Annotated in this window: 33 protein-coding genes; 25 read left to right on the top strand and 8 right to left on the bottom strand. The window is 65.3% G+C overall.

Annotated elements, in window-relative coordinates; translation table 11 throughout:
- Positions 1–119 precede the first annotated feature (119 nt).
- The 12 genes from rpsJ to ACE3RQ_RS13725 all read left to right on the top strand — a co-directional run bounded on the left by rpsJ (position 120) and on the right by ACE3RQ_RS13725 (position 6109).
- Positions 120–434 (top strand): 30S ribosomal protein S10, encoded by a 315-nt coding sequence (gene rpsJ / locus ACE3RQ_RS13670; RefSeq protein WP_291136521.1) that lies wholly within the window; start codon positions 120–122, stop codon positions 432–434.
- A gap of 203 nt (positions 435–637) precedes the next feature.
- A complete protein-coding gene (gene rplC / locus ACE3RQ_RS13675; protein ID WP_374522585.1) occupies positions 638–1312 on the top strand; it encodes a 50S ribosomal protein L3 in 675 nt (224 codons plus the stop codon).
- Entirely contained in the window at positions 1312–1932 is a 621-nt protein-coding gene (rplD, locus tag ACE3RQ_RS13680; RefSeq protein WP_374522586.1) for a 50S ribosomal protein L4, read from the top strand. Before rplC ends, rplD begins: the two co-directional genes overlap by 1 nt.
- Positions 1929–2243 carry a 50S ribosomal protein L23 gene (rplW, locus tag ACE3RQ_RS13685; RefSeq protein WP_374522587.1) on the top strand — a complete coding sequence of 105 codons (315 nt, stop codon included), beginning with the start codon at positions 1929–1931 and terminating at the stop codon, positions 2241–2243. The genes rplD and rplW overlap by 4 nt, the downstream gene beginning before the upstream one ends.
- Positions 2244–2245: 2 nt before the next feature.
- A complete protein-coding gene (gene rplB, locus ACE3RQ_RS13690; protein ID WP_374522588.1) occupies positions 2246–3070 on the top strand; it encodes a 50S ribosomal protein L2 in 825 nt (274 codons plus the stop codon).
- A 12-nt stretch (positions 3071–3082) separates the two neighbouring features.
- Entirely contained in the window at positions 3083–3358 is a 276-nt protein-coding gene (gene rpsS / locus ACE3RQ_RS13695; protein ID WP_374522589.1) for a 30S ribosomal protein S19, read from the top strand.
- A 9-nt stretch (positions 3359–3367) separates the two neighbouring features.
- Positions 3368–3697 carry a 50S ribosomal protein L22 gene (gene rplV / locus ACE3RQ_RS13700; protein ID WP_204735725.1) on the top strand — a complete coding sequence of 110 codons (330 nt, stop codon included), beginning with the start codon at positions 3368–3370 and terminating at the stop codon, positions 3695–3697.
- Between the two features lie 13 nt (positions 3698–3710).
- Positions 3711–4571, top strand: coding sequence for a 30S ribosomal protein S3 (gene rpsC / locus ACE3RQ_RS13705; RefSeq protein ID WP_374522590.1), 861 nt, complete (start codon positions 3711–3713; stop codon positions 4569–4571).
- A gap of 2 nt (positions 4572–4573) precedes the next feature.
- Positions 4574–4990, top strand: coding sequence for a 50S ribosomal protein L16 (rplP, locus tag ACE3RQ_RS13710; RefSeq protein WP_374522591.1), 417 nt, complete (start codon positions 4574–4576; stop codon positions 4988–4990).
- Positions 4991–5006: 16 nt separating this feature from the next.
- Positions 5007–5204, top strand: a complete 198-nt coding sequence (rpmC, locus tag ACE3RQ_RS13715) for a 50S ribosomal protein L29 (RefSeq protein WP_374522592.1) — start codon at positions 5007–5009, stop codon at positions 5202–5204.
- An 11-nt stretch (positions 5205–5215) separates the two neighbouring features.
- Entirely contained in the window at positions 5216–5485 is a 270-nt protein-coding gene (rpsQ, locus tag ACE3RQ_RS13720) for a 30S ribosomal protein S17 (RefSeq protein ID WP_374522593.1), read from the top strand.
- 114 nt (positions 5486–5599) lie between these two features.
- The gene (locus ACE3RQ_RS13725) at positions 5600–6109 is read left to right on the top strand and encodes a peroxiredoxin (RefSeq protein WP_374522594.1); all 510 of its coding nucleotides are present in this window, start codon (positions 5600–5602) and stop codon (positions 6107–6109) included.
- A 59-nt stretch (positions 6110–6168) separates the two neighbouring features.
- On the opposite strand, the gene ACE3RQ_RS13730 is transcribed toward ACE3RQ_RS13725, so the two are convergent.
- Both ACE3RQ_RS13730 and ACE3RQ_RS13735 read right to left on the bottom strand, forming a co-directional pair.
- Complete coding sequence (locus ACE3RQ_RS13730; RefSeq protein WP_374522595.1) at positions 6169–6666, bottom strand: GNAT family N-acetyltransferase; 498 nt, start codon at positions 6664–6666, stop codon at positions 6169–6171.
- A 60-nt stretch (positions 6667–6726) separates the two neighbouring features.
- Positions 6727–7404 (bottom strand): cytochrome b/b6 domain-containing protein, encoded by a 678-nt coding sequence (locus tag ACE3RQ_RS13735; protein WP_374522596.1) that lies wholly within the window; start codon positions 7402–7404, stop codon positions 6727–6729.
- A gap of 138 nt (positions 7405–7542) precedes the next feature.
- Here ACE3RQ_RS13735 and ACE3RQ_RS13740 point away from each other — a divergent pair, with 138 nt between their 5' ends.
- Positions 7543–7995, top strand: coding sequence for a cytochrome c (locus ACE3RQ_RS13740; protein ID WP_374522597.1), 453 nt, complete (start codon positions 7543–7545; stop codon positions 7993–7995).
- Positions 7996–8055: 60 nt separating this feature from the next.
- Here the strand turns inward: ACE3RQ_RS13740 and ACE3RQ_RS13745 are convergent, their stop codons facing one another.
- The gene (locus ACE3RQ_RS13745; protein ID WP_374522599.1) at positions 8056–8577 is read right to left on the bottom strand and encodes a TlpA disulfide reductase family protein; all 522 of its coding nucleotides are present in this window, start codon (positions 8575–8577) and stop codon (positions 8056–8058) included.
- 68 nt (positions 8578–8645) lie between these two features.
- Here ACE3RQ_RS13745 and ACE3RQ_RS13750 point away from each other — a divergent pair, with 68 nt between their 5' ends.
- Positions 8646–9350 carry a DUF4197 domain-containing protein gene (locus ACE3RQ_RS13750; protein ID WP_374522600.1) on the top strand — a complete coding sequence of 235 codons (705 nt, stop codon included), beginning with the start codon at positions 8646–8648 and terminating at the stop codon, positions 9348–9350.
- Between the two features lie 10 nt (positions 9351–9360).
- On the opposite strand, the gene ACE3RQ_RS13755 is transcribed toward ACE3RQ_RS13750, so the two are convergent.
- Positions 9361–9762 carry a thioredoxin fold domain-containing protein gene (locus ACE3RQ_RS13755; RefSeq protein ID WP_374522601.1) on the bottom strand — a complete coding sequence of 134 codons (402 nt, stop codon included), beginning with the start codon at positions 9760–9762 and terminating at the stop codon, positions 9361–9363.
- Between the two features lie 8 nt (positions 9763–9770).
- Complete coding sequence (locus tag ACE3RQ_RS13760) at positions 9771–11039, bottom strand: CaiB/BaiF CoA transferase family protein (protein ID WP_374522602.1); 1269 nt, start codon at positions 11037–11039, stop codon at positions 9771–9773.
- A gap of 48 nt (positions 11040–11087) precedes the next feature.
- On the opposite strand from ACE3RQ_RS13760, the gene ACE3RQ_RS13765 reads away from it, so the two are divergent.
- The 5 genes from ACE3RQ_RS13765 to ptsP are packed head-to-tail and all read left to right on the top strand — an operon-like array spanning position 11088 to position 15308.
- Positions 11088–11606, top strand: a complete 519-nt coding sequence (locus ACE3RQ_RS13765) for a hypothetical protein (protein ID WP_374522604.1) — start codon at positions 11088–11090, stop codon at positions 11604–11606.
- Positions 11603–12865, top strand: coding sequence for an MFS transporter (locus tag ACE3RQ_RS13770; protein ID WP_374522606.1), 1263 nt, complete (start codon positions 11603–11605; stop codon positions 12863–12865). Before ACE3RQ_RS13765 ends, ACE3RQ_RS13770 begins: the two co-directional genes overlap by 4 nt.
- Positions 12866–12876: 11 nt before the next feature.
- The gene (locus ACE3RQ_RS13775) at positions 12877–13323 is read left to right on the top strand and encodes a PTS sugar transporter subunit IIA (protein WP_374522607.1); all 447 of its coding nucleotides are present in this window, start codon (positions 12877–12879) and stop codon (positions 13321–13323) included.
- Positions 13292–13561 (top strand): HPr family phosphocarrier protein, encoded by a 270-nt coding sequence (locus tag ACE3RQ_RS13780; RefSeq protein WP_374522608.1) that lies wholly within the window; start codon positions 13292–13294, stop codon positions 13559–13561. Before ACE3RQ_RS13775 ends, ACE3RQ_RS13780 begins: the two co-directional genes overlap by 32 nt.
- A gap of 4 nt (positions 13562–13565) precedes the next feature.
- Complete coding sequence (ptsP, locus tag ACE3RQ_RS13785; RefSeq protein WP_374522609.1) at positions 13566–15308, top strand: phosphoenolpyruvate--protein phosphotransferase; 1743 nt, start codon at positions 13566–13568, stop codon at positions 15306–15308.
- 6 nt (positions 15309–15314) lie between these two features.
- On the opposite strand, the gene ACE3RQ_RS13790 is transcribed toward ptsP, so the two are convergent.
- Together ACE3RQ_RS13790 and ACE3RQ_RS13795 are read right to left on the bottom strand one after the other, a co-directional pair.
- Complete coding sequence (locus ACE3RQ_RS13790; protein ID WP_374522610.1) at positions 15315–16154, bottom strand: DMT family transporter; 840 nt, start codon at positions 16152–16154, stop codon at positions 15315–15317.
- A gap of 31 nt (positions 16155–16185) precedes the next feature.
- Positions 16186–17400, bottom strand: a complete 1215-nt coding sequence (locus tag ACE3RQ_RS13795) for a glycosyltransferase family 4 protein (RefSeq protein ID WP_374522611.1) — start codon at positions 17398–17400, stop codon at positions 16186–16188.
- Positions 17401–17556: 156 nt separating this feature from the next.
- Between ACE3RQ_RS13795 and ACE3RQ_RS13800 the strand changes: the two genes are divergently transcribed.
- Positions 17557–18165: a hypothetical protein gene (locus ACE3RQ_RS13800; protein ID WP_374522612.1), complete on the top strand. Its 609-nt coding sequence runs from the start codon at positions 17557–17559 to the stop codon at positions 18163–18165.
- Positions 18166–18218: 53 nt separating this feature from the next.
- Here the strand turns inward: ACE3RQ_RS13800 and ACE3RQ_RS13805 are convergent, their stop codons facing one another.
- Positions 18219–19868, bottom strand: a complete 1650-nt coding sequence (locus ACE3RQ_RS13805; RefSeq protein ID WP_374522613.1) for an aminotransferase class III-fold pyridoxal phosphate-dependent enzyme — start codon at positions 19866–19868, stop codon at positions 18219–18221.
- A gap of 57 nt (positions 19869–19925) precedes the next feature.
- Here ACE3RQ_RS13805 and asd point away from each other — a divergent pair, with 57 nt between their 5' ends.
- The 5 genes from asd to ACE3RQ_RS13830 all read left to right on the top strand — a co-directional run bounded on the left by asd (position 19926) and on the right by ACE3RQ_RS13830 (position 25799).
- Positions 19926–20852 carry an archaetidylserine decarboxylase gene (gene asd, locus ACE3RQ_RS13810; RefSeq protein ID WP_374522614.1) on the top strand — a complete coding sequence of 309 codons (927 nt, stop codon included), beginning with the start codon at positions 19926–19928 and terminating at the stop codon, positions 20850–20852.
- A gap of 40 nt (positions 20853–20892) precedes the next feature.
- Positions 20893–22065 carry a galactosyldiacylglycerol synthase gene (locus ACE3RQ_RS13815; RefSeq protein ID WP_374522615.1) on the top strand — a complete coding sequence of 391 codons (1173 nt, stop codon included), beginning with the start codon at positions 20893–20895 and terminating at the stop codon, positions 22063–22065.
- Between the two features lie 51 nt (positions 22066–22116).
- Positions 22117–22971 carry a UDP-2,3-diacylglucosamine diphosphatase gene (locus tag ACE3RQ_RS13820; protein WP_374522616.1) on the top strand — a complete coding sequence of 285 codons (855 nt, stop codon included), beginning with the start codon at positions 22117–22119 and terminating at the stop codon, positions 22969–22971.
- A gap of 472 nt (positions 22972–23443) precedes the next feature.
- Positions 23444–24721 (top strand): hydroxymethylglutaryl-CoA reductase, encoded by a 1278-nt coding sequence (locus ACE3RQ_RS13825; protein WP_374522617.1) that lies wholly within the window; start codon positions 23444–23446, stop codon positions 24719–24721.
- Between the two features lie 4 nt (positions 24722–24725).
- Complete coding sequence (locus tag ACE3RQ_RS13830; RefSeq protein WP_374522618.1) at positions 24726–25799, top strand: DUF3419 family protein; 1074 nt, start codon at positions 24726–24728, stop codon at positions 25797–25799.
- Positions 25800–25812 lie beyond the last annotated feature (13 nt).

Below are 25812 nucleotides of genomic sequence, written 5' to 3' on the forward strand. Positions count from 1 at the left end.
CGTGAAGGCGGTCGCACCGTCGGCGCCGGCGTCGTGGCCAAGATCATCGAGTAATCCTGAGCGAATCCGCCACCGCCTCCGCGGTGGCGTTTTGTTCTAGAAACAACCAGGAAAACCTCATGAGCACCAAGCAGAAAATCCGCATCCGCCTGAAGGCCTTCGATTACAAGCTGATCGACACCTCGGCCGCTGAAATCGTCGACACCGCCAAGCGCACGGGTGCCATCGTCAAGGGTCCCGTGCCCCTGCCGACCCGCATGAAGCGTTTCGACATCCTGCGTTCGCCGCACGTCAACAAGACCTCGCGCGACCAGTTCGAAATTCGCACCCACCAGCGCCTGATGGACATCGTGGACCCGACCGACAAGACGGTTGACGCCCTGATGAAGCTCGATCTGCCGGCTGGCGTCGACGTCGAAATCAAGCTGCAGTAATTCATTGTTGGTGCCGCCCGGCGGGTTGCCGTCGGTCAGCACTTGCATGAACAAAGCCCGCTGGCTATACTGGCGGGCTTTCCGGCTTTTGCCGGAGACGTGTGAGCACGAGCGGGCACTTCGGTGTCCGTCACATCAACGCATTGCCTTCAGAGGCAACGCACATCAGCCCCGGCCAATTGAAGTCGGGAACGGAGAAAACAATGAGTCTTAGCAACTCCCTCGGGTTGTTGGGTCGCAAGGTGGGCATGATGCGCCTGTTCACCGATGACGGGGACGCAGTGCCTGTCACGGTGGTCGACGTGTCGAACAACCGCGTGACGCAAGTCAAAACCCAAGCCAACGACGGCTACGACGCGCTGCAAGTCACTTTTGGCAAGCGCCGCGCCTCCCGCGTCACCAAGCCCATCGCCGGTCACCTGGCCAAGGCTGGTGTTGAAGCCGGTGAAATCATTCAAGAATTCCGCGTCGCTGCAGACGTCGCTGCTCAGTACCAAGCCGGTGCCGTGGTGGCTGCCAATGCCGTGTTCGCCGCAGGCCAGAAGGTTGATGTGCAAGGCACCTCGATCGGTAAGGGCTACGCCGGCACCATCAAGCGCCACAATTTCAGTTCGCAGCGCGCGTCGCACGGCAACAGCCGTTCGCACAACGTGCCGGGCTCGATCTCCATGGCGCAAGACCCGGGCCGCGTGTTCCCGGGCAAGAAGATGACGGGCCACATGGGCGACGTCACCAAAACCATCCAGAACCTCGACATCGTGCGCGTTGACGAAGCCCGTCAGCTGCTCATGATCCGTGGCGCCGTGCCTGGCGCCAACGGCGGCTTCGTGACCGTGCGTCCCGCCGTCAAGGCCAAAGCCGCCCAAGGAGCGAACTGATGCAAGTCGAACTCCTCAATGACCAAGGCCAGGCCGCGTCCAAGCTGGACGTGCCCGAGACCGTGTTTGGTCGCGACTACAACGAAGCGCTGATCCACCAGCTCGTGGTGGCCTACCAGGCCAATGCCCGTCAAGGCACCCGTGCCCAGAAGGACCGCGCCGAGGTTCGCCACTCGACCAAGAAGCCTTTCAAGCAGAAGGGCACCGGCAACGCTCGTGCCGGTATGACCTCGTCCCCGCTGTGGCGCGGAGGCGGTCGTATCTTCCCGAACAGCCCCAACGAGAACTTCACCCAGAAGCTCAACAAGAAGATGTACCGCGCCGGTATGGCCTCCATCTTCTCGCAACTGGTTCGCGAAGGCCGTCTGGCTGTGGTGGATTCGATCAAGGTTGATTCGCCCAAGACCAAGGCCCTGGCTGCCAAGTTCAAGGCCATGAACCTGAACTCGGTTCTGGTGATTGCTGAAGAAGTGGACGAGAACCTGTACCTGGCCTCGCGCAACCTGCCCAACGTGCTGGTGGTCGAGCCCCGTTATGCCGATCCGCTGTCGCTGGTGCACTACAAGAAGGTGATCGTGACCAAGGCCGCGATCGACCAGCTCAAGGAGATGTTCGCATGAGCGCCGCCCAATTCGACGAAGGCCGCCTGATGCAGGTCCTCGTGGCACCGATCGTGTCCGAGAAGGCCACCCAGGTCGCCGAACAATCCAACACCGTGCTGTTCAAGGTGCTGCGCGACGCCACCAAGCCCGAGATCAAGGCTGCCGTTGAACTGATGTTCAAGGTCCAGGTCAAGGGCGTGTCCGTGCTGAACCAGAAGGGCAAGACCAAGCGCTTCGGCAAGACCGTTGGCCGCCGCGACCACGTTCGCAAGGCCTACGTGACGCTGATGCCCGGTCAGGAACTGAACTTTGGCGGGGAGGCTGCGTAATCATGGCTGTCATCAAGATGAAACCGACCTCGCCAGGCCGTCGCGGCATGGTGAAGGTCACGCGTGACCACCTGTACAAGGGTGACGGTTTCGCGCCGCTGCTGGAACCCCAGCACCAGAAGTCGGGCCGTAACAATAACGGCCACATCACCGTTCGCCACAAGGGCGGCGGTGCCAAGCACCACTACCGCGTGGTCGACTTCCGTCGCAACAAGGACAACATCCCGGCCAAGGTCGAGCGCATCGAGTACGACCCCAACCGCACCGCGCACATTGCGCTGCTGTGCTACGCCGACGGTGAGCGCCGCTACATCATCGCCCCCCGTGGCGTGGAAGTGGGCGCGACCCTGCTGTCTGGTTCGGAGTCGCCGATCCGCGTGGGCAACACCCTGCCGATCCGCAACATCCCCGTGGGTTCGACCATTCACTGCATTGAGCTGCAAGTGGGCAAGGGCGCGCAAATCGCCCGTTCCGCTGGCGCCTCGGCCGTGCTGCTGGCCCGCGAAGGCATCTACGCCCAGGTGCGCATGCGCTCGGGTGAAGTGCGCAAGGTCCACGTGGACTGCCGCGCCACCATTGGCGAAGTGTCCAACACCGAGCACAGCCTGCGTCAGCTGGGCAAGGCCGGCGTGAAGCGTCACATGGGCATCCGCCCGACCGTCCGTGGTACCGCCATGAACCCGATCGACCACCCGCACGGTGGTGGTGAAGGCAAGACCGGCGAAGGCCGCGCTCCGGTGGATCCGTGGGGCAACCTGACCAAGGGCTACCGCACCCGCAACAACCGCCGCACGCAGAGCATGATCGTCTCGCGTCGCAAGAAGTAAGGGGTTGACGAAATGACTCGTTCTCTCAAAAAAGGTCCCTTCGTTGACCACCACCTGCTGGCCAAGGTCGAAAAGGCCCAAGCCACCAAGGACAAGAAGCCGGTCAAGACCTGGTCGCGCCGCTCCATGATCCTGCCTGAGTTCATCGGCCTGACCATTGCTGTGCACAACGGCAAGCAGCACGTGCCGGTGTACATCACTGACCAGATGGTCGGCCACAAGCTCGGCGAGTTTTCGCTGACCCGGACCTTCAAGGGTCACCCGGCCGACAAAAAAGCCAAGAAGTAAGGAACAACCATGGAAACCCGCTCTATCGTTCGCGGCGTGCGCCTGTCGGTGGACAAAGGCCGACTGGTTGCCGACCTGATTCGCGGCAAGAAGGTCGACCAGGCCCTGAACATCCTGACGTTCACGCAGAAAAAAGCTGCCGGCATCGTCAAGAAGGCTCTGGAGTCCGCCATTGCCAACGCCGAACACAACGACGGTGCTGACATCGACGAACTGAAGGTCAAGACCATCTACGTCGAGCAAGGCACCACGCTCAAGCGTTTCTCGGCCCGTGCAAAGGGCCGCGGCAACCGCATCAGCAAACCCACGTGTCACATCTACGTGACGGTCGGCAACTGAGAGGCACAGGACTATGGGACAAAAAATCAACCCGACCGGCTTCCGCCTGGCCGTCTCGCGCAACTGGGCCAGCCGTTGGTACGCCAGCAACCGTGACTTCGCTGGCATGCTGGCCGAAGACATCAAGGTGCGTGAGTACCTGAAGGCCAAGCTCAAGAACGCCGCTGTGTCGCGCGTGGTCATCGAGCGCCCCGCCAAGAACGCCCGCATCACCATCTACTCGGCTCGTCCGGGCGTGGTGATCGGCAAGAAGGGTGAGGACATCGAGAAGCTGAAGAAGGACCTGGCCGTCAAGTTGGGCGTGCCGGTGGCCGTGAACATCGAAGAAGTGCGCAAGCCCGAAATCGATGCCAAGCTGATCGCTGACTCGATCACCCAGCAGCTCGAAAAGCGCATCATGTTCCGTCGCGCCATGAAGCGCGCCATGCAGAACGCCATGCGTCTGGGTGCCCAGGGCATCAAGATCATGTCCGCTGGCCGCCTGAACGGCATCGAAATCGCTCGCACCGAGTGGTATCGCGAAGGCCGTGTGCCCCTGCACACCCTGCGCGCCGACATCGACTACGGCACCTCCGAAGCCAAGACCACCTACGGTGTGATCGGCGTGAAGGTGTGGGTCTACAAGGGCGATACCCTGGGTCGCAACGATGCGCCCGTGGTGGAAACCCCGCGTCCGGAAGAAGAGCGCCGTCCTCGCGGTCCGCGTCGCGAGCGTCCGGCTGGCCCGGCTGCCCGCGCCGCTGTGCGCCGTGGTGGCAATGCCGCGCCTGCTGATGGCAGCGACAAGCCTGCCGAGGCGACCGACAAACCCGCCGTTAAGCGCGTTCGCAAAGACGCACCCGCAGGGGCACCTGCGGACGGCAAAGGAGAATAAACATGCTGCAACCTGCTCGTCGCAAGTACCGTAAAGAGCAAAAGGGCCGCAACACGGGCGTCGCCACCAGTGGCGCAACCGTGGCATTCGGTGACTTCGGTTTGAAGTCCACCGATCGCGGCCGCCTGACCGCCCGCCAGATCGAAGCCGCACGTCGTGCGATTTCCCGTCACGTGAAGCGTGGCGGCCGTATCTGGATTCGCGTGTTCCCGGACAAGCCGATCTCCAACAAGCCTGCCGAAGTCCGTATGGGCAACGGTAAGGGTTCGGTGGAGTACTACGTGGCTGAAATCCAGCCCGGCAAGGTGCTGTACGAAATCGTTGGCGTGCCCGAACAGCTCGCTCGCGAGGCGTTCGCCCTGGCCGCCGCCAAACTTCCTCTGCGCACCACGTTCGTGACGCGCTTGCTGGGTCAGTGATTCAGGAGAACATGAGATGAAAACTACTGAACTGCGCCAGAAGGATGTGGCCGGCCTTGAAGCCGAAGTGAAATCTCTGCAGAAGGCCCATTTCGGCCTGCGCATGCAGAAGGCCACGCAACAACTGAACAACACTGCCACGCTGGGCGACACCCGCCGTGCCATCGCTCGCGCCAAGACCATCCTGGCCGAGAAGCAACGCGCCGCCAAGTAAGGAGTGACGAAATGACGGAAGCCAAAACATCCCTCAAGCGCACCCTGATCGGCAAGGTCGTCAGTGACAAGCGCGCCAAGACCGTGACCGTGCTGGTCGAGCGCCGTGTCAAGCACGAGCTCTACGACAAGATCGTTGCGAAGTCCAGCAAGTACCACGCCCATGACGAAAAGGGCGAGTACAAGGTGGGCGACATCATCGAGATCACCGAGAGCCGTCCGCTGTCGAAGACCAAGAACTGGGTGGCCTCCCGCCTGGTTCAAAAGGCTGGCTTGGTGTAAGCCTGTTGGCCTCGCGGCCAGCGCCAATGAAGAAAGCGACCGACAATTCGGTCGCTTTTTCTTTTTCTGGGGTGCCCAGGGGCACCCCGCCTAACCACCATCGAGGAGAACACCATGATCAAGGTCGGAGACAAACTGCCTGCCGCTACCCTGTTTGAGTACAGCGAAGTCGAGGGCAATGGCTGCAGCATCGGCCCGAACCCGGTTGACGTGGCCAAGGCCACCGCCGGCAAAACGATTGCTCTGTTCGCCTTGCCTGGCGCCTACACCCCGACCTGCTCGGCCAAGCACGTGCCGGGCTTCGTGGAGAAGTTCAACGAGTTCAAGGCCGCAGGCGTGGACGAGATCTGGTGCGTGAGCGTGAACGATGCCTTCGTGATGGGAGCCTGGGCACGTGACCAGAAGACCGACGGCAAGGTGCGCATGCTGGCCGACGGCAGCGCCGATTTCGCCAAGGCCACCGGCCTGACGCTTGACCTGACCGCGCGCGGCATGGGCCTGCGCAGCAACCGCTATTCGATGTTGGTGAAGGACGGCGTGGTCAAGAGCCTGAACGTGGAAGGCCCTGGCAAGTTCGAGGTGAGCGACGCCGACACCCTTCTGGCGCAGGCCAAGGCCGCCTAATCGGTCTGGTCGAAAGAACCTGAGAAAGGTCGCCTGGGAAACCGGGCGACCTTTTTGCTTTACAGCTCGGCTTTGAGGTAATGGGCCCCGGGCAGGGGGTTGTGGTAGTACGGTGCGATTTCCACGAAGCCGGCTTCCTGGTAAAGGGCGCGAGCGGTTTCCATGTCGGAGAGCGTGTCCAGCAGCATGGTGGTGTAGCCCGCCAGGTGGCCCAGGGTCATGATGCGCTCGACCAACAGGCGCCCCAGGCCGAAGCCGCGGAAGGCGCGTCGAACGAACAGCCGCTTCATCTCGCAGGCGTTGAGGTGGTCTGTGTTGGGCATGGGCCTGAGGGCCACGCAGCCAGCGGGCGCGCCATCCACCAGGGCCAGCAACAGTGCGCCAGAGGGAGGCGCGTACTCGCCTGGCAAGTTGGCCAGTTCGTCGGCAAAACCTTGGAAGCAAAGGTCGATGCCGGTGTCGGCTTGGTAGTCGAGGAACAAGTCGCGCACGGCCAGCAGGTCGCCTTGGCTTTCGGCTTCCCGCAGTTCGATCCCTCCAGGGGCGGATTCGGTCATGTCAACAAGGGTCGTAGCCCGCAAAAAATGGCCGATGGGACTATACGCCAGGGCTGCGCGTCATGGCGTCGCCCACGACACCAGGCCCCAAGTCCCGGTCGCGCACAGGGCGAACACGGCAATGGCCCACACGCGAAGACCCATGTCATCGCGGGACGGTTCCACGGGCAGCTCATCGGGCACCAATTGGTCGCCACCGAACATGGGGCGCACGATGGCTTGTCGCCGCACCCAGGCGTAATAGGCGATGGCCAGGAGGTGCGCCACCACGATCCCGAGCACCAGTAACTGCCCCCATTCGGTGTGCCACCAGGTGGCGAGCGAGACCGTGTCGCCCGAGACCTGGGTGACCAGGGGGCCAAAGAAGGCGATTTCGTCGTCGCTCATCAGGCCAGACGCGGTCTGCACCGTCAGGACGATGAACATGAGCCACACCGCCCAGCCCGCCAAGGGGGAGTGGCCAACCTGGTGCTCTGGAGGGCTGCTCCCGCGCAGGTAGTTCCACACCGCGAGCGGGCCCCGGGTGAACTGCGCAAATCGGGACCATCGGGCGCCCACCACGCCCCACAGCAGACGAAAACCGAGCAGGGTGAGCATGAGCAGGCCCAGGCGCAAATGCCACACCATGGCGTTGCCGCCGACCTTGCCAGTCACGAACAAGCCCAACACGCACAGGGCAAGGGTCCAGTGAAAAAGGCGGGTGGGGAGGTCCCAAACCCGGAGGCTGCGCTTGGTCATTGTGGAGAGTGGAGGCAAAGGACGGTGGATCCGGCCATTGTGTTCGAGTTCCTGAACAAAGGGGAACCCCGGACAGTGGACAAGCTCAGACCTGTCGCTGTCGCACGCAGTCACCCCAACCAAGAAGGAGAAACCCGCATGTTGAACAACCGAACCATCGTCGCTGCCCTGCTGTCGGCCACCCTGGCCTTGCCCGCGATGGCGCAGTTCCAGAAGCCGGAAGACGCCATCAAGTACCGGCAGTCTGCCCTGACCTTGCTGGCGGCCCACAACGGCCGAGTGGCTGCCATGGCCAATGGCCGCGTGCCGTTTGACGCCAAGGTGGCCGCCGAAAACGCTGCGCTGGTGGAGACCTTGTCGAAGCTGCCGTGGGCGGCGTTTGGCCCTGGCACCGACAAGGGCGATACGCGGGCGCTGCCCGCCATCTGGGCAGAACCGGCCAAGTGGCAGCAGGCGATCACCCGACTTCAAACCGATGCCAGCGCCTTGAACACGGCTGCCAAGGCGGGTGACCTTGAGGCGATCAAAAAGGCGTCGGGCGCCTTGGGCCAAAGCTGCAAGGCCTGCCACGACAGCTTCCGCGGCCGCTGAGCACTCCGCACCAACGCAAAAGCCGGGCATGCCCGGCTTTTTGTCGTGGGGCTCGGCCGATCAGGCCGCCAGCAGCTTTTCGATCAGTTGGTGCAGGGCGGGGAAGTCGGGCTCGCCCACGTAGCGCTTGACGATCTTGCCTTCCTTGTCGACCAGGAAGCTGGTGGGGGTGAGCTTCACATCGCCCCAGGCCTGCGCCACCTCGCCGGTGTTGTCGAGCGCCACCTTGAAGGGAAGTTGTCGGGTCTTGGCGAAGTTCAGCACCCAGGCGGGTGGGTCGTAGCTCATGGCCACGGCCACGGTCTCATAGCCCTTGTCCTGGTACTTCTGGTAGGTGGCCATGATCTCCGGCATTTCCTTCACGCAGGTGACGCAGGTGGTGGCCCAGAAATTCACCAGCGTGACCTTGCCTTTGAGGTCGGAGGTGGCCATCTTGCTGCCGTCCAGCAGCACGAAGGTGGACGTTGGTGCCGCTTCGCGGCCGGCACAGGCGGGCAGGCCCAGAATGGCGGTGGCCCCCAGGGCAGCCGCAGCCGCCAGCGAGCGTCGCCGATTGGGATTGGTGGGAGAGATGGGCTTCATGTCCTTAAACTCTTTCTGGGCGCCGGCAGACCGGCCCCTTGTTCCATCACGCATCAGGAGGTCGCCCCATGCAGCGCCGTCAGTTTAACCACCACACCTTGGCCCTGATCGGGCTCTGCACATTGGCCGCCCAACGGCAGGCTTGGGCCTTGTCCCTGGCCGACCTGTCTGACCGCGACGCCAACCAAGGCGTGAAGGCCGCTTTGGAAAAGGGGGCCCTGGCCGCCGTGGCCCTGCTGGGGAAGACCGATGGATTCCTGGGCAACCCGAAAGTTCGGATTCCTTTGCCCGGTTTTCTGGAAGACGCGTCCAAGCTGCTCAAGCTCACGGGCCAGAGCGGGCGGGTGGACGAGTTGGTCACCGCCATGAACCGGGCCGCCGAGGCCGCCGTGCCCATGGGCAAAGACCTGCTGGTCAACGCCGTGAAGAACATGAGCGTGACCGACGCAAAAAACATCCTGACGGGTGGTGACGATTCGGTCACCCGTTTTTTCGCCGAAAAAACCCGCCAACCCTTGGGCGAGAAGTTTCTGCCGGTGGTGACCCAGGCCACCGCCAAGGTAGGCCTGGCGCAGGCCTACAACCGGGTGGCGGGCAAGGCGGCGGGCATTGGGCTCGTCAAGGGCGACGACGCCAACATCGAGCGCTACGTCACGGGCAAGACCCTGGACGGGCTCTACACCATCATTGGTGAAGAAGAACGCAAGATTCGCCAAGACCCGGTGGGCACCGGCAGCGCCATCCTGAAGAAGGTATTTGGCGCCATCAAGTGAGCGCCCGCTGTCACTTCAGCTTGCGGCGGGCCTCGTCCAAGCGAGCGGAGAGGTAGTCGCCGTAGAAGTCGGGCACGGCCACGCCCACCAGGCGCTCGGCCAGTTCGCGCCCATCAGGCCCGAAGAACAGCACGGTGGGGGTGAAGCGAGCCTTCCACCCCGCCACCAGCTCGGCCGGGGTGGACATCTCGCCCGCAAACCCTTGCATGGGCGTGCGGCGGTCGCGCACGTCCACCTGCACCGCCACCACCTCGCCGGCCTTGAGCATGGGGTTGAGGTGGCTGTTGCGCACGATGTCGCAATAGGGGCAGCCTTCCAGCGTGGTCATCACCACCAAGGGCTCGCCACGCGAAGCGGCGGCCTGGGCGGCGCCACGCAGTGAACGGGGAGAGGGCAGGGGCGTGCTGGCCATGGCAGGTCTCAAATGGCGCCGTGGCGGCGCAGGTCGGCCACCCGGGTCTCGTCGGCGCCCAGCCACTGGGCGAGCACCTCGTCGGTGTGCTGGCCCAGCAGGGGCGGCGCGCGGTCGGCGCGGACGGGGGTGGCGCTGAGTTTGATGGGGCTGGCCACGAGCTCAACCGGGGTGTCGGTGAGCGGGTGTGACCACGACTGCACCATGCCGCGGTGCAGGACCTGGGGGTCGGCAAAGACCTCGGCCAGGTTGTTGATGGGGCCGCAGGGCACCTGGGCGGCTTCCAGCGCCTGCAGCCAGTCGGCCTTGGCGCGGGTTTTCAGGATGGCTTCCAGGCGGGGCACCAGCTCGCCGCGATGGCGCACGCGGTCGGCGTTGCGGGCGAAGCGGGGGTCTTGCGCCAGCGCTGGGCAGCCGGCCACCTGGCAGAACTTGGCGAACTGCCCGTCATTGCCCACCGCGAGGATGAGGTACTGCGCCTGGCCGCTGGCGTCGGGCGCCACCTCGAACACCTGGTAGGGGACGATGTTGGCGTGGGCGTTGCCGGCGCGTCCGGGCACTTGGCCGTCTGCCTTGCCGCGCACCAGGTAGTTGGCGCCCAGGTTGGCCAGCATGGCCACTTGGGTGTCGAGCAGGGCCATGTCGATGTGCTGGCCTTGGCCGGTGCGCTCGGCGTGGCGCAGCGCGGCCTGGATGGCCACGGTGGCGTACAGGCCGGTGAACAGGTCGGCCACGGCCACGCCCACTTTCTGCGGCCCGCCGCCGGGCAGGTCGTCGCGCTCGCCGGTGACGCTCATGAGGCCACCCATGCCCTGGACAGCGTAGTCGTAGCCGGCGCGGTCTTTGTAGGGGCCGGTCTGGCCGAAGCCGGTGATCGAGCAGTACACCAGGCGCGGGTTGAGCGCGCTCAAGGTGGCGTAGTCAAGCCCGTAGCGGGCCATGTCGCCCACCTTGTAGTTCTCCACGAACACGTCGGCCTTGAGGGCCAACTCTCGAATCAGCGCCTGGCCGGCGGGGGAGGACAGGTCGCAGGTGATGGAGCGTTTGTTGCGGTTGGCGCCCAGGTAGTAGGCGGCCTCGGCCGTGTCGGTGCCGTCGCGCCCGCGCAGGAAGGGTGGGCCCCAGCCCCGGGTGTCATCGCCGCCGGGGTGACGCTCGCTGCGCGGGCGTTCGACCTTGACGACGTCGGCGCCCAGGTCGGCCAGCGTCTGGGTGCACCAGGGGCCTGCCAGCACGCGCGAGCAGTCGAGGATGCGGATACCATCGAGAGCATTCATGCGCCGATTGTGCGCGAGCGCATTGCGCGCGTCTTACCCACTTCTCCCATGCCATTGCGAACCCATGTCGGCTGTCTGGCCGTTGCCCTGGGGTTGGCCGCTTGCACCCCCACTTTCAATTGGCGCCAGTGGCGCCAGGACGGCACGCCCCTGGTGGCGCTGATGCCTTGCAAACCCGATCAGGCCACCCGCCCCATTCCGTTGGCCGGAGCGCCGGTGGAGCTGCACATGGCCAGTTGCGACACCGGTGGCCTGACCTACGCCCTGGCCTGGGCCGAGGCGGGCGATGCCACGCGGGCCGCCGAGTTGTGGGCGCAATGGCCGCGCGCGGCGCTGGCCTCGGTGCGGGCCACCGAGGCGGCGGCCCAGCCATGGCAGCAGGGCATCAAGGGGGTTGAGCAGGTGAAGGCTTTGCAGGTGACCGGCCAAGACGCCAAGGGCCGCGCCACCACCATGAGAGCGCTCTGGTTTGCCCGCGGCACCCAGGTGTACCAAGCCGCCATTTATGGGCCGTCGATTCGCGAGGACGCCAGCGCACCGTTCTTCGACGGCCTGTCATTGCCATGACCCCAGCCGCCCCCGTCTCGGCCCACCGAGACCAACTCGGCGCCAGAGCGGCGACCATCGTTTTTCTGGCCTTCGCGCTGGCCTACTTCCTGTCGGCCCTGGCGCGGGCCGTCACGGCCACGCTGTCGCCCACCCTCAGCGCCGAGTTCTCCTTGACCGCCGGCGACCTGGGCTTGTTGGCGGGTGGCTACTTCTTTGGTTTTGCGCTGACTCAACTGCCCATGGGCAAGTGGCTCGATCAGCACGGCCCGCGTCGCGTGGTGCTGGGTTTTTTGAGCCTGGCCGTGGTGGGCTGCATGGCGTTTGCCATGGCCGAATCGTTCGGCGGCCTGCTGGTGGCGCGCGTGCTCATCGGCATGGGCGTGAGCGCCTGCCTGATGGCGCCGCTGACGGGCTATCGCCGCTGGTTGGCGCCCGCGGCCCAATTGCGCGCCAACTCGTGGATGTTGATGACCGGCTCGTTTGGCATGGTGGCCGCCACCTTGCCGGTGCAGTGGCTCATGCCTTTTCTGGGTTGGCGTGGCCTGTTCTGGGTGTTGGCGGGGTTGGTGGCCGTGGCCATGGCGGGCATTGCCTGGCGTGTGCCGGCCTGGCGCCATGAGGCGCACGACGCAGGCCAGGCGCCGGTCGAAGAGGGATACGGCATCGTCTGGCGCAACGCCTATTTCCGCCAAATGGTGCCGCTGGGCCTGGTGAACCACGGTGGCATGGTGGCCATCCAGACGCTGTGGGCCGGGCCCTGGATGGTGAAGGTGGCCGGCTACACGCCTGCCCAGGCCGCCGGTGGTCTGTTTGCGATCAACCTGGTCATGCTGCTGTCGTTCTGGGTGTGGGGCATGGTGAACCCGCGCTTGGCCCGCCAGGGCTTCACGCCTGAGGCGTTGATCGGCTGGGGTCTTCCCCTGAGCCTGTTGCTGCTGGCGGCCATCGTGGTGATGGGGCCGGCCGCGGGCTGGCCGATGCTGGCCTTGTACTGCGCCAGTTGCACCATGGCGTCCCAGGCCCAGCCCGCTGTCGCGCTGGCCTTGCCGTCGGCCGTGGCCGGGCGCGCCTTGTCGGCCTACAACCTGGCCATCTTTGCTGGCGTGTTCGTCATGCAATGGGCATTGGGGCTGATGATCGACGGGCTTCGCTGGCTGGGCTGGGACGAGGTGGCCGGTTTCCGGGGTGCCTTTGCGGTGTTCGGTCTGTGCAGCGTGGTGGCCTATGGCGTGTTCTGGCGCGCGTGGCGCCGCCAGCCGGCCAGCACCTCCCGCTAAACTGCGCGGTCATGAACGGCATCCTCATCGTGGCCCACGCACCCCTGGCTTCGGCTTTGCGGGCTTGCGTGCTGCATGTGTTCCCCGATGCCGCCGACGCGGTGGCGGCGCTGGATGTGCAGCCCAACATGCCACCCGAGGAGTCCTTGGCCCAGGCGCGCGCTCTTTTGCGCCAATCGGGCCAGCGCCAGACCCTGGTGGTGACCGATGTGTTCGGCGCCACGCCTTGCAACGTGGCCCAGCGGCTGGTGGATGGCGTGAACAGCAAGCTGCTCACCGGCGTGAACCTGCCCATGTTGCTGCGCACCGTTTCCTACCGGCACGAGTCGCTCGATGCCCTGGTGTCGCGCGCCATGATCGGTGCCACGCAGGGTGTCATCCAGGTGGCCGTGACCGCTCCCCAGAACCAGGCACGAAGAGCCCCCCATGATCAAGACCTCCGCGACCATCAGCAATAAGCTCGGGCTGCACGCCCGGGCCTCGGCCAAGCTCACCAAGCTGGCTGGCAGCTTTGCCTGCGAGGTGTGGATGTCCAAGGGCGACCGCCGCGTCAACGCCAAGAGCATCATGGGCGTGATGATGCTGGCCGCCGGCCTGGGCAGCACGGTGGAGATCGAGACCAACGGCGCCGACGAGCAGGCGGCCATGGACGCCCTGCTGGCGCTCATCAACGACAAGTTCGGCGAAGGGGAGTGAGCGCATGACCGTCACGGTGCACGGATTGGCGGTGTCTCGCGGCGTGGCCATTGGCCGCGCGGTGATCGTGGCCGCCACGCGCCTGGACGTTGCCCACTACTTCATCACCCCCGACCAGGCCGAGGCCGAAATCGAGCGCCTGCGCCGCGCCCGTGCGGTGGTGGTGGAGGACATCGTGAAGGTGCAGCAAAGCCTGCACGAGCTGGGCTCGCACGACGCCCACCCCGAGCTCAACGCCTTGCTGGACGTGCACCTGATGCTGCTGCAAGACGAGCAGCTCACCGGCGCGGTGAAGCACTGGATTCGCGACCGCCACTACAACGCAGAATGGGCGCTCACCTCGCAACTGGAGGTGGTGGCGCGCCAGTTCGACGAGATGGAAGACCCCTACTTGCGCGAGCGCAAGGCCGACCTGGAGCAGGTGGTGGAGCGCATGCTGCGCGTGATGCGCGGCGTGGGTTCTGCCGTGGCCGCCCCCGCCAGCGATGGGCGGTCAGGGCGCGAGACACCGCTGGTGCTCATCGCCCACGATCTGTCGCCCGCCGACATGCTGCAGTTCAAGCAGAGCGTGTTCACGGGTTTCGTCACCGACGTGGGCGGCAAGACCAGCCACACCGCCATCGTGGCGCGCAGCATGGACATTCCGGCGGTGGTGGGCGCGCGCTCGGCCAGCCACCTGATCCAGCAGGACGACTGGGTCATCATCGACGGCGATGCCGGCATCGTCATCGTCGACCCGTCGCCCATCGTGCTGGCCGAATACGGCTTCAAGCAGCGCCAGGGCGAGGTCGAGCGCGAGCGCCTGCAGCGCCTCAAGAGCACCCCGGCCATCACGCTGGACGGGCAGAAAATCGAGCTGCTGGCCAACATCGAACAGCCCGAAGACGCTGTCGCCGCGCTCAAGGCGGGCGCCGTGGGCGTGGGCCTGTTCCGCAGCGAGTTTTTGTTCATGGGCCGCAACGGCCAGTTGCCGGACGAGGAAGAGCAGTACCAGGCATATCGCCGCGCGGTCGAGGGCATGCAGGGCATGCCGGTGACGATTCGCACCGTGGACGTGGGGGCCGACAAACCCCTGGAGCGCAACGTGGTGCGCGAGAACGACTACCTCAACCCGGCGCTGGGCCTGCGTGCCATCCGCTGGAGCCTGGCCGACCCGGCCATGTTCCTGGCGCAGTTGCGCGCCATCCTGCGGGCCTCGGCCCATGGGCCGGTGAACCTGCTCATTCCGATGCTGGCCCACGTGAGCGAGATTCGCCAGACGTTGGCCCTGGTGCAGCGTGCCCGTGAGCAGGTGGCCGCCGCCGAGCAGACCGTGGGCGAGGTGCGCTTGGGGGCGATGATCGAGATTCCGGCCGCGGCCCTGACCATTCCGGTCTTCCTGCGCCATTTCGACTACCTGTCGATCGGCACCAACGACCTCATCCAGTACACCCTGGCCATTGACCGCGCCGACGAGGCCGTGGCCCATCTGTACGACCCGCTGCACCCGGCGGTGCTGCGGCTGATCGCCGACACCATCGAGCAAGCCAATGCCCAGGGCAAGCCAGTGAGCGTGTGCGGCGAAATGGCCGGCGACGTGGCCATGACGCGCCTGCTGCTGGGGCTTGGGCTGCGCAGCTTCTCGATGCACCCCACGCAGATCCTGGCGGTGAAGCAGCAGATTCTGCGCAGCGACACCAGCAAGCTCGCGGCCTGGGCCAAAACCGTGTTGGCCGCCGACGACCCGGCCGCCCTGGTGGTGGACTGAGCCGACTCAGCCCCGGCGCGTGGCCACCACGGCGGCGCCCACGATCATCACCGCCGCCGCGCCCACCGACCACGACGGCCGCTGCCCTTGCAGCACCAGCAGCGTGAGCGTGGACAGCAAGGGCGTGAGGAAACTCAGCACGCCAATCTGCCGCGCGTCGCCGCGCTTGAGGGCCGCGTCCCACAAAAAGAAGGCGCCGCCCAGTGGGCCCAGGCCCAGCACGGCGATGAGCGCCAGGTCACGGGCAGACAGTTGCACGCTTGGCTCCAGCAGGGCATGGCACAGCAGCGACAGCCCGCCCGACACCAGGGCGAAGGTGCCGATGGCGGCGGTGGGGAAGGGCTTCACCCGCTGCGTCATCAGCGAGTAGCTTGACCACATGAAGGCCGAGGCCAGGGCCGGCAGGTAACCCCAGGCCCACACCGCCTCGGTGCCGCCCGAGCGCCCGCCCAGGATGGCCAGTGCCGCGCCTGCAAAGCCCACCAGGGCGGCCACCACGTGCCGCCGCGCCAGCGTCACGCCGGGCAGGAACCAGGGCGCCATCACCACGATGCCCAGCGGCCAGAGGTAATTCACCAGGTTGGCCTGCACCGGCGGCGCGTGGCGCAGGGCGATGAAGAGCAGGAAGTGGTAGCCGAACAGGCCATACACCCCCAGGGCCAGCGTGGAGGCGGGCACGCGCCACTGGCGCAGGTCAAGCCGCGAAAGGGGCAGGGCGATCAGGCTGCCCACCAGCAGGCTCAGGCCGGTCAGCAGAAATGGGGGCACGTGCGACAGGGCCACGCCCAGCGCGGCGAGGGAGGCCCACAGGGCGATGGCGCCCAGGGCAAGCAGGTTGGCGTTCATGGCCCACGACTGTAGCGGGCTGGCGGGCGGTTCAGCCCGCGCGCGCGGGTCGAAGGGCGCTGCTGGTTTGGGGCGATGGCGACATCGCGGCCAGGTACTGCGCTTCGATGCCCGAGATGATGTGTTGCCAGTCCAGGGCCTGGGCCGTTTCGCGCGCTTGCTGGCCCAGGTGGCGCGCCCAGGCAGGGTCGCTGGCCAGCGTGCGGGCCAGGCGCAGGAAGGTGGTCTCATCGCCCGCGGGCGCCAGCACGCCGTTGTGGCGGTGCTCGATCAGCTGGCCCGCGGCCGCGTGCTGGTAAGCCAGTACCGCCAGGCCACTGGCCATGGCCTCGGGCACCACGTTGCCGAAGGTCTCGGTGAGGCTGGCGAAGGCGAACACATCGGCCGAGGCGTAGCAGCGCGCCAGTGCGTCGCCGCGCTGGGTGCCCATGAAGATGGCCTCGGGCGCCAGGGCCATCAGGCGCGGGCGTTCGGGGCCGTCGCCCACCAGCACCAGGCGGGTGCGCGGGTTGACCTCGGCCATGGCGCGCCAGGCCGCCACCACGGCGTCGAGGTTTTTCTCGGGGGCCAGTCGGCCCACGCAGAGCACCACCGGTGTGTCGTCGTCGGCGCCCCACTCACGGCGCAGGTCGCCACTGCGCAGGCCGGGGTGGAAGCGCTGCGCGTCCACGCCGCGCGCCACCACTTGCAGGCGCTCGAAGCCCATGCCGGCCAGCTCTTGCTGCAGCGCCGCGGTGGGCACCATGGTGCAGGCCGTTCGGTTGTGCAGGTGGCGCAGGTAGGCCACGATGGGGCGGCGCAGCCAGGACAGGCCGTAGTGCTCGGTGTACGCGTGGAAGTTGGTGCGGAAGTCCGACACCACGGGCAGGCCCAGGCGCCGGGCCGCGCGCAGGGCCGACCAGCCCAGCGGCCCTTCGGTGACGAGGTGCACCACGTCGGGCCGGGCCTCGCGCCAGCGCCGCAGCAACTTGCCGGTGGCTGGCAGGCCCATGCGCAGGTCGGGGTAGCGGGGGATGGGCAGGCCCCGCATCAGGCAGTCGTTGGTGGTGCGCGTGGCGTCGCCCGGCTGGCGGGGTCGAATGAGTTGCACCTGGTGCCCTTGCGCGCGCAGGCCCTCGACGATGCGCGAGATCGTCACCGCCACGCCATTCACCTCGGGCGGGTAGGTCTCGGTCACCACCGCCACGCGCCAGCCCTGGTGTCGCGTGGCGGTGGGCTGGGTGGGGGCGCTGTGGGTGCTGGTCATGCGCCCATGGTCAAGGTGCCTTGCAACAGTTCCGTGACAAGCGCGCCCTGCGGGCCGTGTCATGGGCCCGTCACCGCCTTTTCACGTGGGCGACGCAGCATCGTGGGCGCCCGCACATGGCCGGGCGATGACTTCACACACATGCAAGGAGCCTCGGTGAACGCGTTTTTTCAGGAACTCGCCCGCCAGCGCTGGGACGACCACCGCTACTACCACCACTGCCGCATCAACCAGAGCCTGCACCTCATCAGCGCCCTGAACTTCATCGTGGCTTATGCGCTGTTGTTCATTGACCCGGCCTGGTCGGCCTGGCTGGCCTGGGGCGTGTCGATGACCACGCGCCAGGCGGGTCACTTCTTCTTCGAGCCCAAGGGCTACGACGACGTGAACCAGGCCACGCACGAGCACAAGGAAGCGATCAAGGTGGGCTACAACCTGCAGCGCAAGGTGGTGCTCATGGCCATCTGGGCGGCCGCGCCCTTGCTGCTGTGGTGGCAACCCTCGCTGTTCGGCCTGATCGAGCCGGCGCAGAACCTGGAAGGTTTTCTGCGCGACGTGGGCTTGGCCTGGCTGGCCATTGGCGTGGCGGGCCTGGTGTTCCGCGTGCTGCAACTCGTCGTGCAGCAAAGCGTGCTGACCGGCCTGGCCTGGGGCACGAAGATCATCACCGACCCCTTTCACGACGTGATGCTCTACTGGCGCGCACCGCTGCACCTGCTGCGCGGCGAGCGCATTGACCCGATGCACCACGTGCAGTCGCATTGAGCGACCTGGGCAACCATCACCCGCCCCTGGGCGGGTGGTCCTCAATGCCTGGCTCAGCGCCGATGCCGGAACATCTCGCGCAGCACCCCACGGCGGATGCGCTGGTTGGTGAGGCCGGGCTGGTGCCACCACCAGCCATCGTCGCGCATGCGCTCGGCCGCGCGCAGGAACCGGTCGCTCACGGCCTGGAAGTCCTCAGCCGTGTAGTTCAGGCTGAAGATGAAGCGCCCCGTGCCCACCCACGACAAGGCCAAGCCATCGGCGCGCAGGTAGAACTGCAGCATCCAGTTGTGGCGCGAGGGCTCGGTGTACTGCACCGTCCACACCGTTTGCAGGTTGGCCACCCGCACCGGCAAGCCGGCGAGCTGCAGGCGCTGGTTCAGCGTGGCGGCGCGGGCGTCCCAGGTGGCGTCCAGGTCTTGGTACATCGCCTGCACCTCGGGGGTTTGCAGCTTCTCCAGGAACACCTGCATGGCGCCCATCACATAGGGGTGCGAGTTGAAGGTGCCTCGGGCGAAGCAGATGTCGGCCGGCTTGTCGTCGCGAAAGCGCCGCATCCATTCTTGTTTGCCACACACCACGCCCACCGGCAGGCCGCCGCCCAAGGTCTTGCCGTAGGTGACGAGGTCGGCCTGCACGCCGAAGTATTCCTGCGCGCCACCGGCGGCCAGGCGAAAGCCCATGAACACCTCGTCAAAGATGAGGGCAATGCCGCGCTCGGTGCACACCTGGCGCAACTGCTGCAGCCAGGCGGTGTAGGCCTCGCGGTCGTAGTGGGCGCGGCGGCTGCTGTCGATGAGCGAGCTGTCGCCCGGCGCGGCGGCGTTGGGGTGCAGGGCCTGCAGCGGGTTGACCAGCACGCAGGCAATGTCGCGCCGGGTGCGCAGCACGCGCAGGGTGCGTTCGTCCATTTCGCGCAGCGTGTAGGTGCGCCCCGGGGGCATGGGGTTGCCGGGGCCGGGCTGCACGTCGTCCCACCAGCCGTGGTACGCGCCGCAGAAGCGCACCAGGTAGCGCTTGCCGGTGTGGTAACGCGCCAGGCGCACGGCCTGCATCACCGCCTCGGTGCCCGACATGTGGAACGACACCTCGTCCATGCCCGAGATGGCTTTGAGGCGCTGCACGTTGTCGGCCACCACCGGGTGGTAGCTGCCCAGCACGGGGCCGAGGTCGGCCACGCGGGCGCTGCCTTCGGCGATGCAGGCCTTGTAGAAGTCTTGCCCGAACACGTTCACGCCGTACGAGCCGGTGAGGTCGTAGAAGCGCGCGCCGTCCAGGTCGGTCACGGTCACGCCGTCGCTGCGCTGCACGAAGGCGCCCACCGAGAGGTGCTCGCGCAGGTAGCGGCTGTATTGAAAGGGCACGCGGTAGGCGGCGGTGAACTGCAGGTCGGAGATGCCTTCGCGTGCCTCGCGCGTGAGCGCGATGCTGCGCGCGTGCCGGGTGTTCAGCGTCTGCGCCAGCGTGGCAAAGCCCTGGCGGCGGCGGGCCACCACGGCCGGTGGCGCGCCATCGCCGCTGAAGAAACGCGCCTCGTCGTAGTGGTAGCCCGGTACCAATGCCGCCACCCGCTTGGCCATGCGCGAATGGCCGGTGAGCGAAGGGTGCTTGGCCAACGAGAGCTGCAGGCGCTGCCAGGCGCGCGGCGCCAGCGCCAGGGCGGCGGCGGCCGTGGCCAGCGCCGTGAGAGAGAAGGTTTCCATGGGGTCGGGTTCCAGAGCCGTGACCCTGTCTTTGTATGGCCGTGAATTGACAACACCGTGAAGACTTCAAGACCACTTGCCCCCGCCGCCCACGCCAAAGAGGTGCCCGCCACGGGTTTCTGGGCGCGCTGGCGCGACCGGCTGCTGCTGCAGGAAGACCTCAACTTCCTGATCACCAACCGCATCCCGCGCATCGCGCTCACCCGCTTCATGGGCTGGTACAGCCGCCTGCGCAGCCCCTGGCTCACGCGCTTGAACATCGCCGTCTGGCGCTGGTTCACCGACCTTGACCTGAGCGAAGCCAAAGAGACGCGCTTCGACAGCCTGCAGGCTTGCTTCACCCGCGAGCTGCGCCCGGGCGTGCGGCCCATTGATGCCCGGCCTGACGTTCTCACCAGCCCCTGCGACGCCATCGTGGGCGCTTGCGGCGCGGTGCAGGCCGGCCAGTTGTGGCAGGCCAAGGGCATGGGCTACCGCGCCGAAGACCTGTTTGGCCAGGCCGAGCGCGCCGCGCCCTTTGAGGGCGGCCACTTCGTCACGCTGCGCCTGACCTCGTCCATGTACCACCGCTTCCATGCGCCGGCCGATGGCCGCATTGAGCACACCACCTACCTCAGTGGCGACGCCTGGAACGTGAACCCGATTGCGCTCAAGCGCGTGCAGCGCCTGTTCTGCCGCAACGAGCGCGCCGTGATCCGCCTGCGCCTGAACACCGGCGAGCCGCTGGCCCTGGTGCCGGTGGCGGCGGTGCTGGTGGCCAGCATTCGCCTGCACTGGCTCAATGTGCTGCTGCACCTGCGCTGGCCTGGCCCCACCGAGATGCCCAGCGACCACCCGGTGCGCAAGGGCGAAGAACTGGGCTGGTTCGAGCACGGCTCCACCATCATCGTGTTCACCCCGCCCGGCTTCGTGCTGGCCGATGGCATCGCCACGGGCCACCGGCTGCGCATGGGCGAGCCCTTGTTGCGCCGGCTGGGGGGCTGAGCCCTGGCGGGTCACGCCGCCGTCATCAAGGCGCCACACCATGGCCGCCATGCTGAACGTCGATCTGGTGTGGTTCAACGCGGGCGGCGGCCATCGCGCCGCCGCGCAGGCGCTGGAGCAATCCATTCACGCGCAGGGGCGGCCCTGGCGGGTGCGCAAGGTCAACTTCACCGAGGTGATCGACCCCGAGGCCCGTTGGCGCCGCACGGTGCGCATGGAGCCCGAAGAGCTCTACAACAAGCGGCTGGCCAGCGGCTTTACCCTGGGCCTGTCCACCGAACTGCGCTGGTTGCAGCGCGGCATTCGCTGGAGCCATTCCCTGCTGGTGGAGCGCCTGGCCCGGCACTGGCGCGCCACCGAGCCGGACCTGGTGGTGTCGCTCATCCCCAACTTCAACCGTGCCATGCACGACGCCCTGGCCTTGGCGCGCCCCGGCGTGCCCTTTGCCACCGTGCTCACCGACATGGCCGACCACCCGCCGGCCTTCTGGGTGGAGCCCGGCACCGGCCAACACGTGATCGCCGGCACGGCCCACGCCGTGGCACAGGCGCTCGTGGCCGGTGTGCCGGCGCCGCAGGTGCACCGCGTACAGGGAATGATGCTGCGCCCCGCTTTTCACCTGCCGCCGCCGGCCGACTTTGACCGTGCCCGCCTGCGCGCCGCCCTGGGGTTGCCAGTGGAGGGGCCGGTGGGCCTGGTGCTGTTCGGCGGGGCCGGTTCGCGCACCATGAAGCGCATCGCCGCCGCTTTGCCCGATGTGCCGCTGATCCTGATGTGCGGCCGCAACGAGGCCCTGGCGGCCGAGCTGCGCGCCATGCCCACCGCCGCGCCTCGCGTGGCCGTGGGCTTCACCGCCGACGTGCCGCACTGGATGCGCCTGGCCGATTTTTTCATTGGCAAACCCGGTCCCGGCTCCCTGAGCGAGGCAGTGCAAATGGGCCTGCCGGTGATCGTCACCCGCAACGCCTGGACCATGCCGCAAGAGCGCTGGAACACCGAATGGGTGCAGCAGCAGGGCGTGGGCCTGGTGCTCAAGGGCTTTGCTGACGTGGGCCCCGCCGTGCAGACCTTGGTGGGCGAACTGCCGGCCTGGCAAGCCCGCGTGGCGAAGGTGGAAAACCGTGCCGTGGCCCAGGTGCCGCAGGTGCTGGCCGACATCCTGGCCCGCTCGCCGGCAGCCCCTGGCGCCCATTGCCTGGCGTCATCGCACTGACACGCGGCCTTCACCAATGCGTCGCGAAGCCTGCTCACACTGAGGCGCACCATGCGACGCGACCCCCTCTCCGCCCTGGCCACCGCCGACCTGGTCGGCGACGACATCGACCCGCCTGCCCGCCACCGCGTGCGCACGGTGTGGATCTCCGACCTGCACCTGGGCACGCCCGGCTGCCAGGCCCGCGCGCTGCTGGACTTTCTGCGCAGTGTCGATTGCGAGACCCTCTACCTGGTGGGCGACATCATCGACGGCTGGCAGCTGCGCCGGCAGTGGTACTGGCCGCAAGCCCACAACGACGTGGTGCAGAAGCTGCTGCGCAAGGCGCGCAAGGGCACCAAGGTGGTCTTCGTGCCCGGCAACCACGACGAGTTCGCGCGCAAGTACCTGGGCCACAACTTCGGCGGCGTGGACGTGGTGGACGACGCCATCCACGTCACCGCCGATGGCCGCACGCTGTGGGTGACGCATGGCGACTATTTCGATGGCGTCATCCAGTGCGCCAAGTGGCTGGCCCACGTGGGCGACTGGGCCTATGAGCTCACGCTGCGTTTCAACCGCCACCTCAACACCTGGCGCGCGCGCCTGGGCCTACCGTACTGGAGCCTCTCGCGTTACCTCAAGCTCAAAGTCAAGCGCGCGGTGAGCTACGTGAGCGACTTCGAAGTGGCCGTGGCCCGCGAAGCGCGCGAGCGCGGCGTGCACGGCGTGGTGTGCGGCCACATCCACCACGCCGAGATGCGAACCATCGACGGCGTGCTGTACTGCAACGACGGCGATTGGGTGGAGAGCCTCACCGCCCTGGTGGAGCACCCCGACGGGCGGCTGGAAATCCTGGACTGGTCTGATAGGGGCAGTGCCTCAGTGACGAGCAATGTGTCCACTGCGGTGATGACCATCTCTTGACGAACCGAGCGAGCCCCTGGCGCTCAATAGCGCCAGGGGCTCCGCCCAACGCATCAGGACGATCGACACAATTCCCCATGAATTGATGGCGAAAGTCTGACTTCTCGGCCCGAACTGGTGCCGAAACCGGTGGTGAAAAGCGCCCGGTTGACTGCAAGACACCCGCGCGATTCTTCCGCTAGCCGCCAAAAAGCCGAATCGTGGGCGGCTACCTCCACTTGACCCCGTATTGAACTCACGATTAGCGCCATAGAAAATGGCCTCACGGAGCGGTAACCCGTCGATTTTGGCTGGATGGCCAGCGTATCGATCGATCCCATTTGCGTGTGCATGAACCACATGTTGCTCCAAGCTTCAACGATCGCCGCGAGGCCAGAATTGGCCGTCCCAGGCGCCTCCCTGGAGTCCCCGGTGTGGCCCCAGGATTTCAAGAAACAAGTTCCGAATAGGGCTGTGCAAAAGGAGAACTTCAATGGTCGACGACCTGCGAAACAAATGCTGGGAATGTAGAGGTGACAGTAGACCTGCGAACCAATTCGGTGGCGACGATAGCTCGTTGCAGGTAGAGGTAGGCCAAAATGTACCGGCCCCGCGCTCTTGGAGCAAACAGGCATTGGAGGAGCGGCAACGATGGGCATTTAATCGATGGCCCAATGCACAGGCCATCGAGGGGGGAAATGCCCTTGACTCGCCAGACTCGCTGCGAGGAAACATCGAAAGCCAAATTGGGTGGTCCGTCATTCCTGTCGGGTTGGTGGGTCCTTTGAGGGTGAAGGGAACAAGTATTAATGAAGACTGCTATGTGCCGTTGGCGACCACTGAAGGCGCATTGGTCGCCAGTTTCTCGAGGGGGGCTGGTGCCATCACGGAGTCTGGTGGTGCCCTGAGTTTGTGTGTTCGCGAGGGGGTGCAGCGAGCGCCGAGTTTTCGATTCCGAAACGCAATGGAATCCGTTGCCATGATGCAGTTGGTGAACGCGGGAGCCGATCGTTGGAAGGCAATTGTTTGGCAACAATCGAAAAATGCAGAACTTGTCGAAATCAGGGTTCATCTGGAAGGAAATCTGGTTACGCTTGTTTTTGACTACACGACGGGAGACGCCGCTGGCCAAAACATGGTGACATTCTGCACCGAAGCGGTGGTGAGCGAGATGTTGCGCTCTCTGGAGATCAAGCCTTGTGACTGGTATATCGAAGGCAATTTGTCGGGTGACAAGAAGGCCTCTTCTATTAGTTTGAGTGGTGCAAGAGGCAAAAAAATTGTTTCTGAAGTGGAGTTAACTGCTCAGGCACTGAGAAAGTTGTCGGTTACGTCGGGTCAGATGATGCGCTATTGGGAGATTGGTGTTGTCAATGGGGTGCTGAGCGGATCAGTAGGTGCCAATGGTCACTATGCCAATGGGCTCGCTGCTTTCATGTTGTGTACTGGCCAGGATGTTGCGTGTGTGGCTGAGGCAGCAATTGGATGCACTCGCATGGAGAAGCGCGGCGAGTCTCTCTATGTCGCCGTGTCATTACCCAATCTCATTGTCGGGACGGTCGGCGGCGGCACCAGTCTCGCCACTGCTCAGGCATGCCTTTCCATTGTGGGGTGCCAAGGCACGGGCAAAGCGCGCAGATTGGCTGAAATCGCTGGTGCCTTGGTCCTTGCGGGAGAAATATCCATCGCGGCCGCCATGTGCTCCAAGGACTTTACCCGTGCTCACAAAATCCTAGGGCGCAAGAAAGGCAAAAGGCCACTGAGTGGATGAGCAAATGATTCCGCAGGCCCGATTTGATCATCTCCGATACGCCAATGTCTGGGAGGACGCAGACACCTTGATTTTGGCGCTTGAACCCCATGGCAAAAGAATTCTTTCCATTTGTTCTGGAGGTGACAACGTCCTGTCACTGATCGCCGCAGGCGCTGACGAAGTGATTGCCGTGGATCTGAGTGCATTTCAGCTGGCTGTCCTGCGACTCAAGGTCGCTGGATTCCGGGTCCTCACCCATACAGAACTTCTCACGTTCCTCGGCATACAAGGAGACCGTGCCACACGCGCAGCTTTGTGGGCCAGTCGGGTTCAAGCAGACTTAAGTGCAGCCGATCGCGAGTTCTGGGGTCGCCACCTACCCATGATTCTGCGAGGCATTGTGACCGCGGGCCGATTTGAGCGGTATTTGGATATTTTTGGGCGGTACGTTATTCCCTGGCTGCAACCCAAATCCCGAATCCAGGCGCTCTATGAAGCCAAAGGCGCGAATGATCGCACATTGATCTGGAAAAATTGGAACCATCTCATTTGGCGCTTGGCGTTTGGTCTATTCTTCAGCAAGGCCATGCTAGGATTGGGTCGTGATCCTGCTTTTCTGAAATATGTCAAAGCTGTCCCGGCCAGAGCGATAGCAGAGCGACTTGAGCACTGCATCACCAGCCTTCCACTGGCCGAGAATCCCTATCTCAACAGAATTATCAGTGGAACCTGGGCGCAATGTCTCCCGCATTATCTTCGGCCGGAGCACTTCAATGCAATACGCAATGGACTGTCTCGGATTGGCTGTTTTCATGGCCCCATCCAAAATGCCTGTCACTCGGCGTCATATCAGGGATTCAATTTGTCTGATATTTTTGAGTATTTGGATGAAGAATCGTGTCGGGCAATTGTGAAGGCGTTGGCAGATGCTGCGTCACCAGGGGCGAAATTCGCATCTTGGAACATGATGGTTCATCGCGATCCCGCCACTTGGGATCACAGGCTCAGCACGCACAGGGAAATGTCTAGTATCCTTTTCAGAAACGCTAAAGCTTGTTTCTACTGTGACTTTCACGTGTCGGAGAAGGTCGAGTGAGCACTAGGGCTTT

Origin of the sequence: Hydrogenophaga sp., from assembly GCF_041913525.1 — a bacterium.
Taxonomy (GTDB): domain Bacteria; phylum Pseudomonadota; class Gammaproteobacteria; order Burkholderiales; family Burkholderiaceae_C; genus Hydrogenophaga.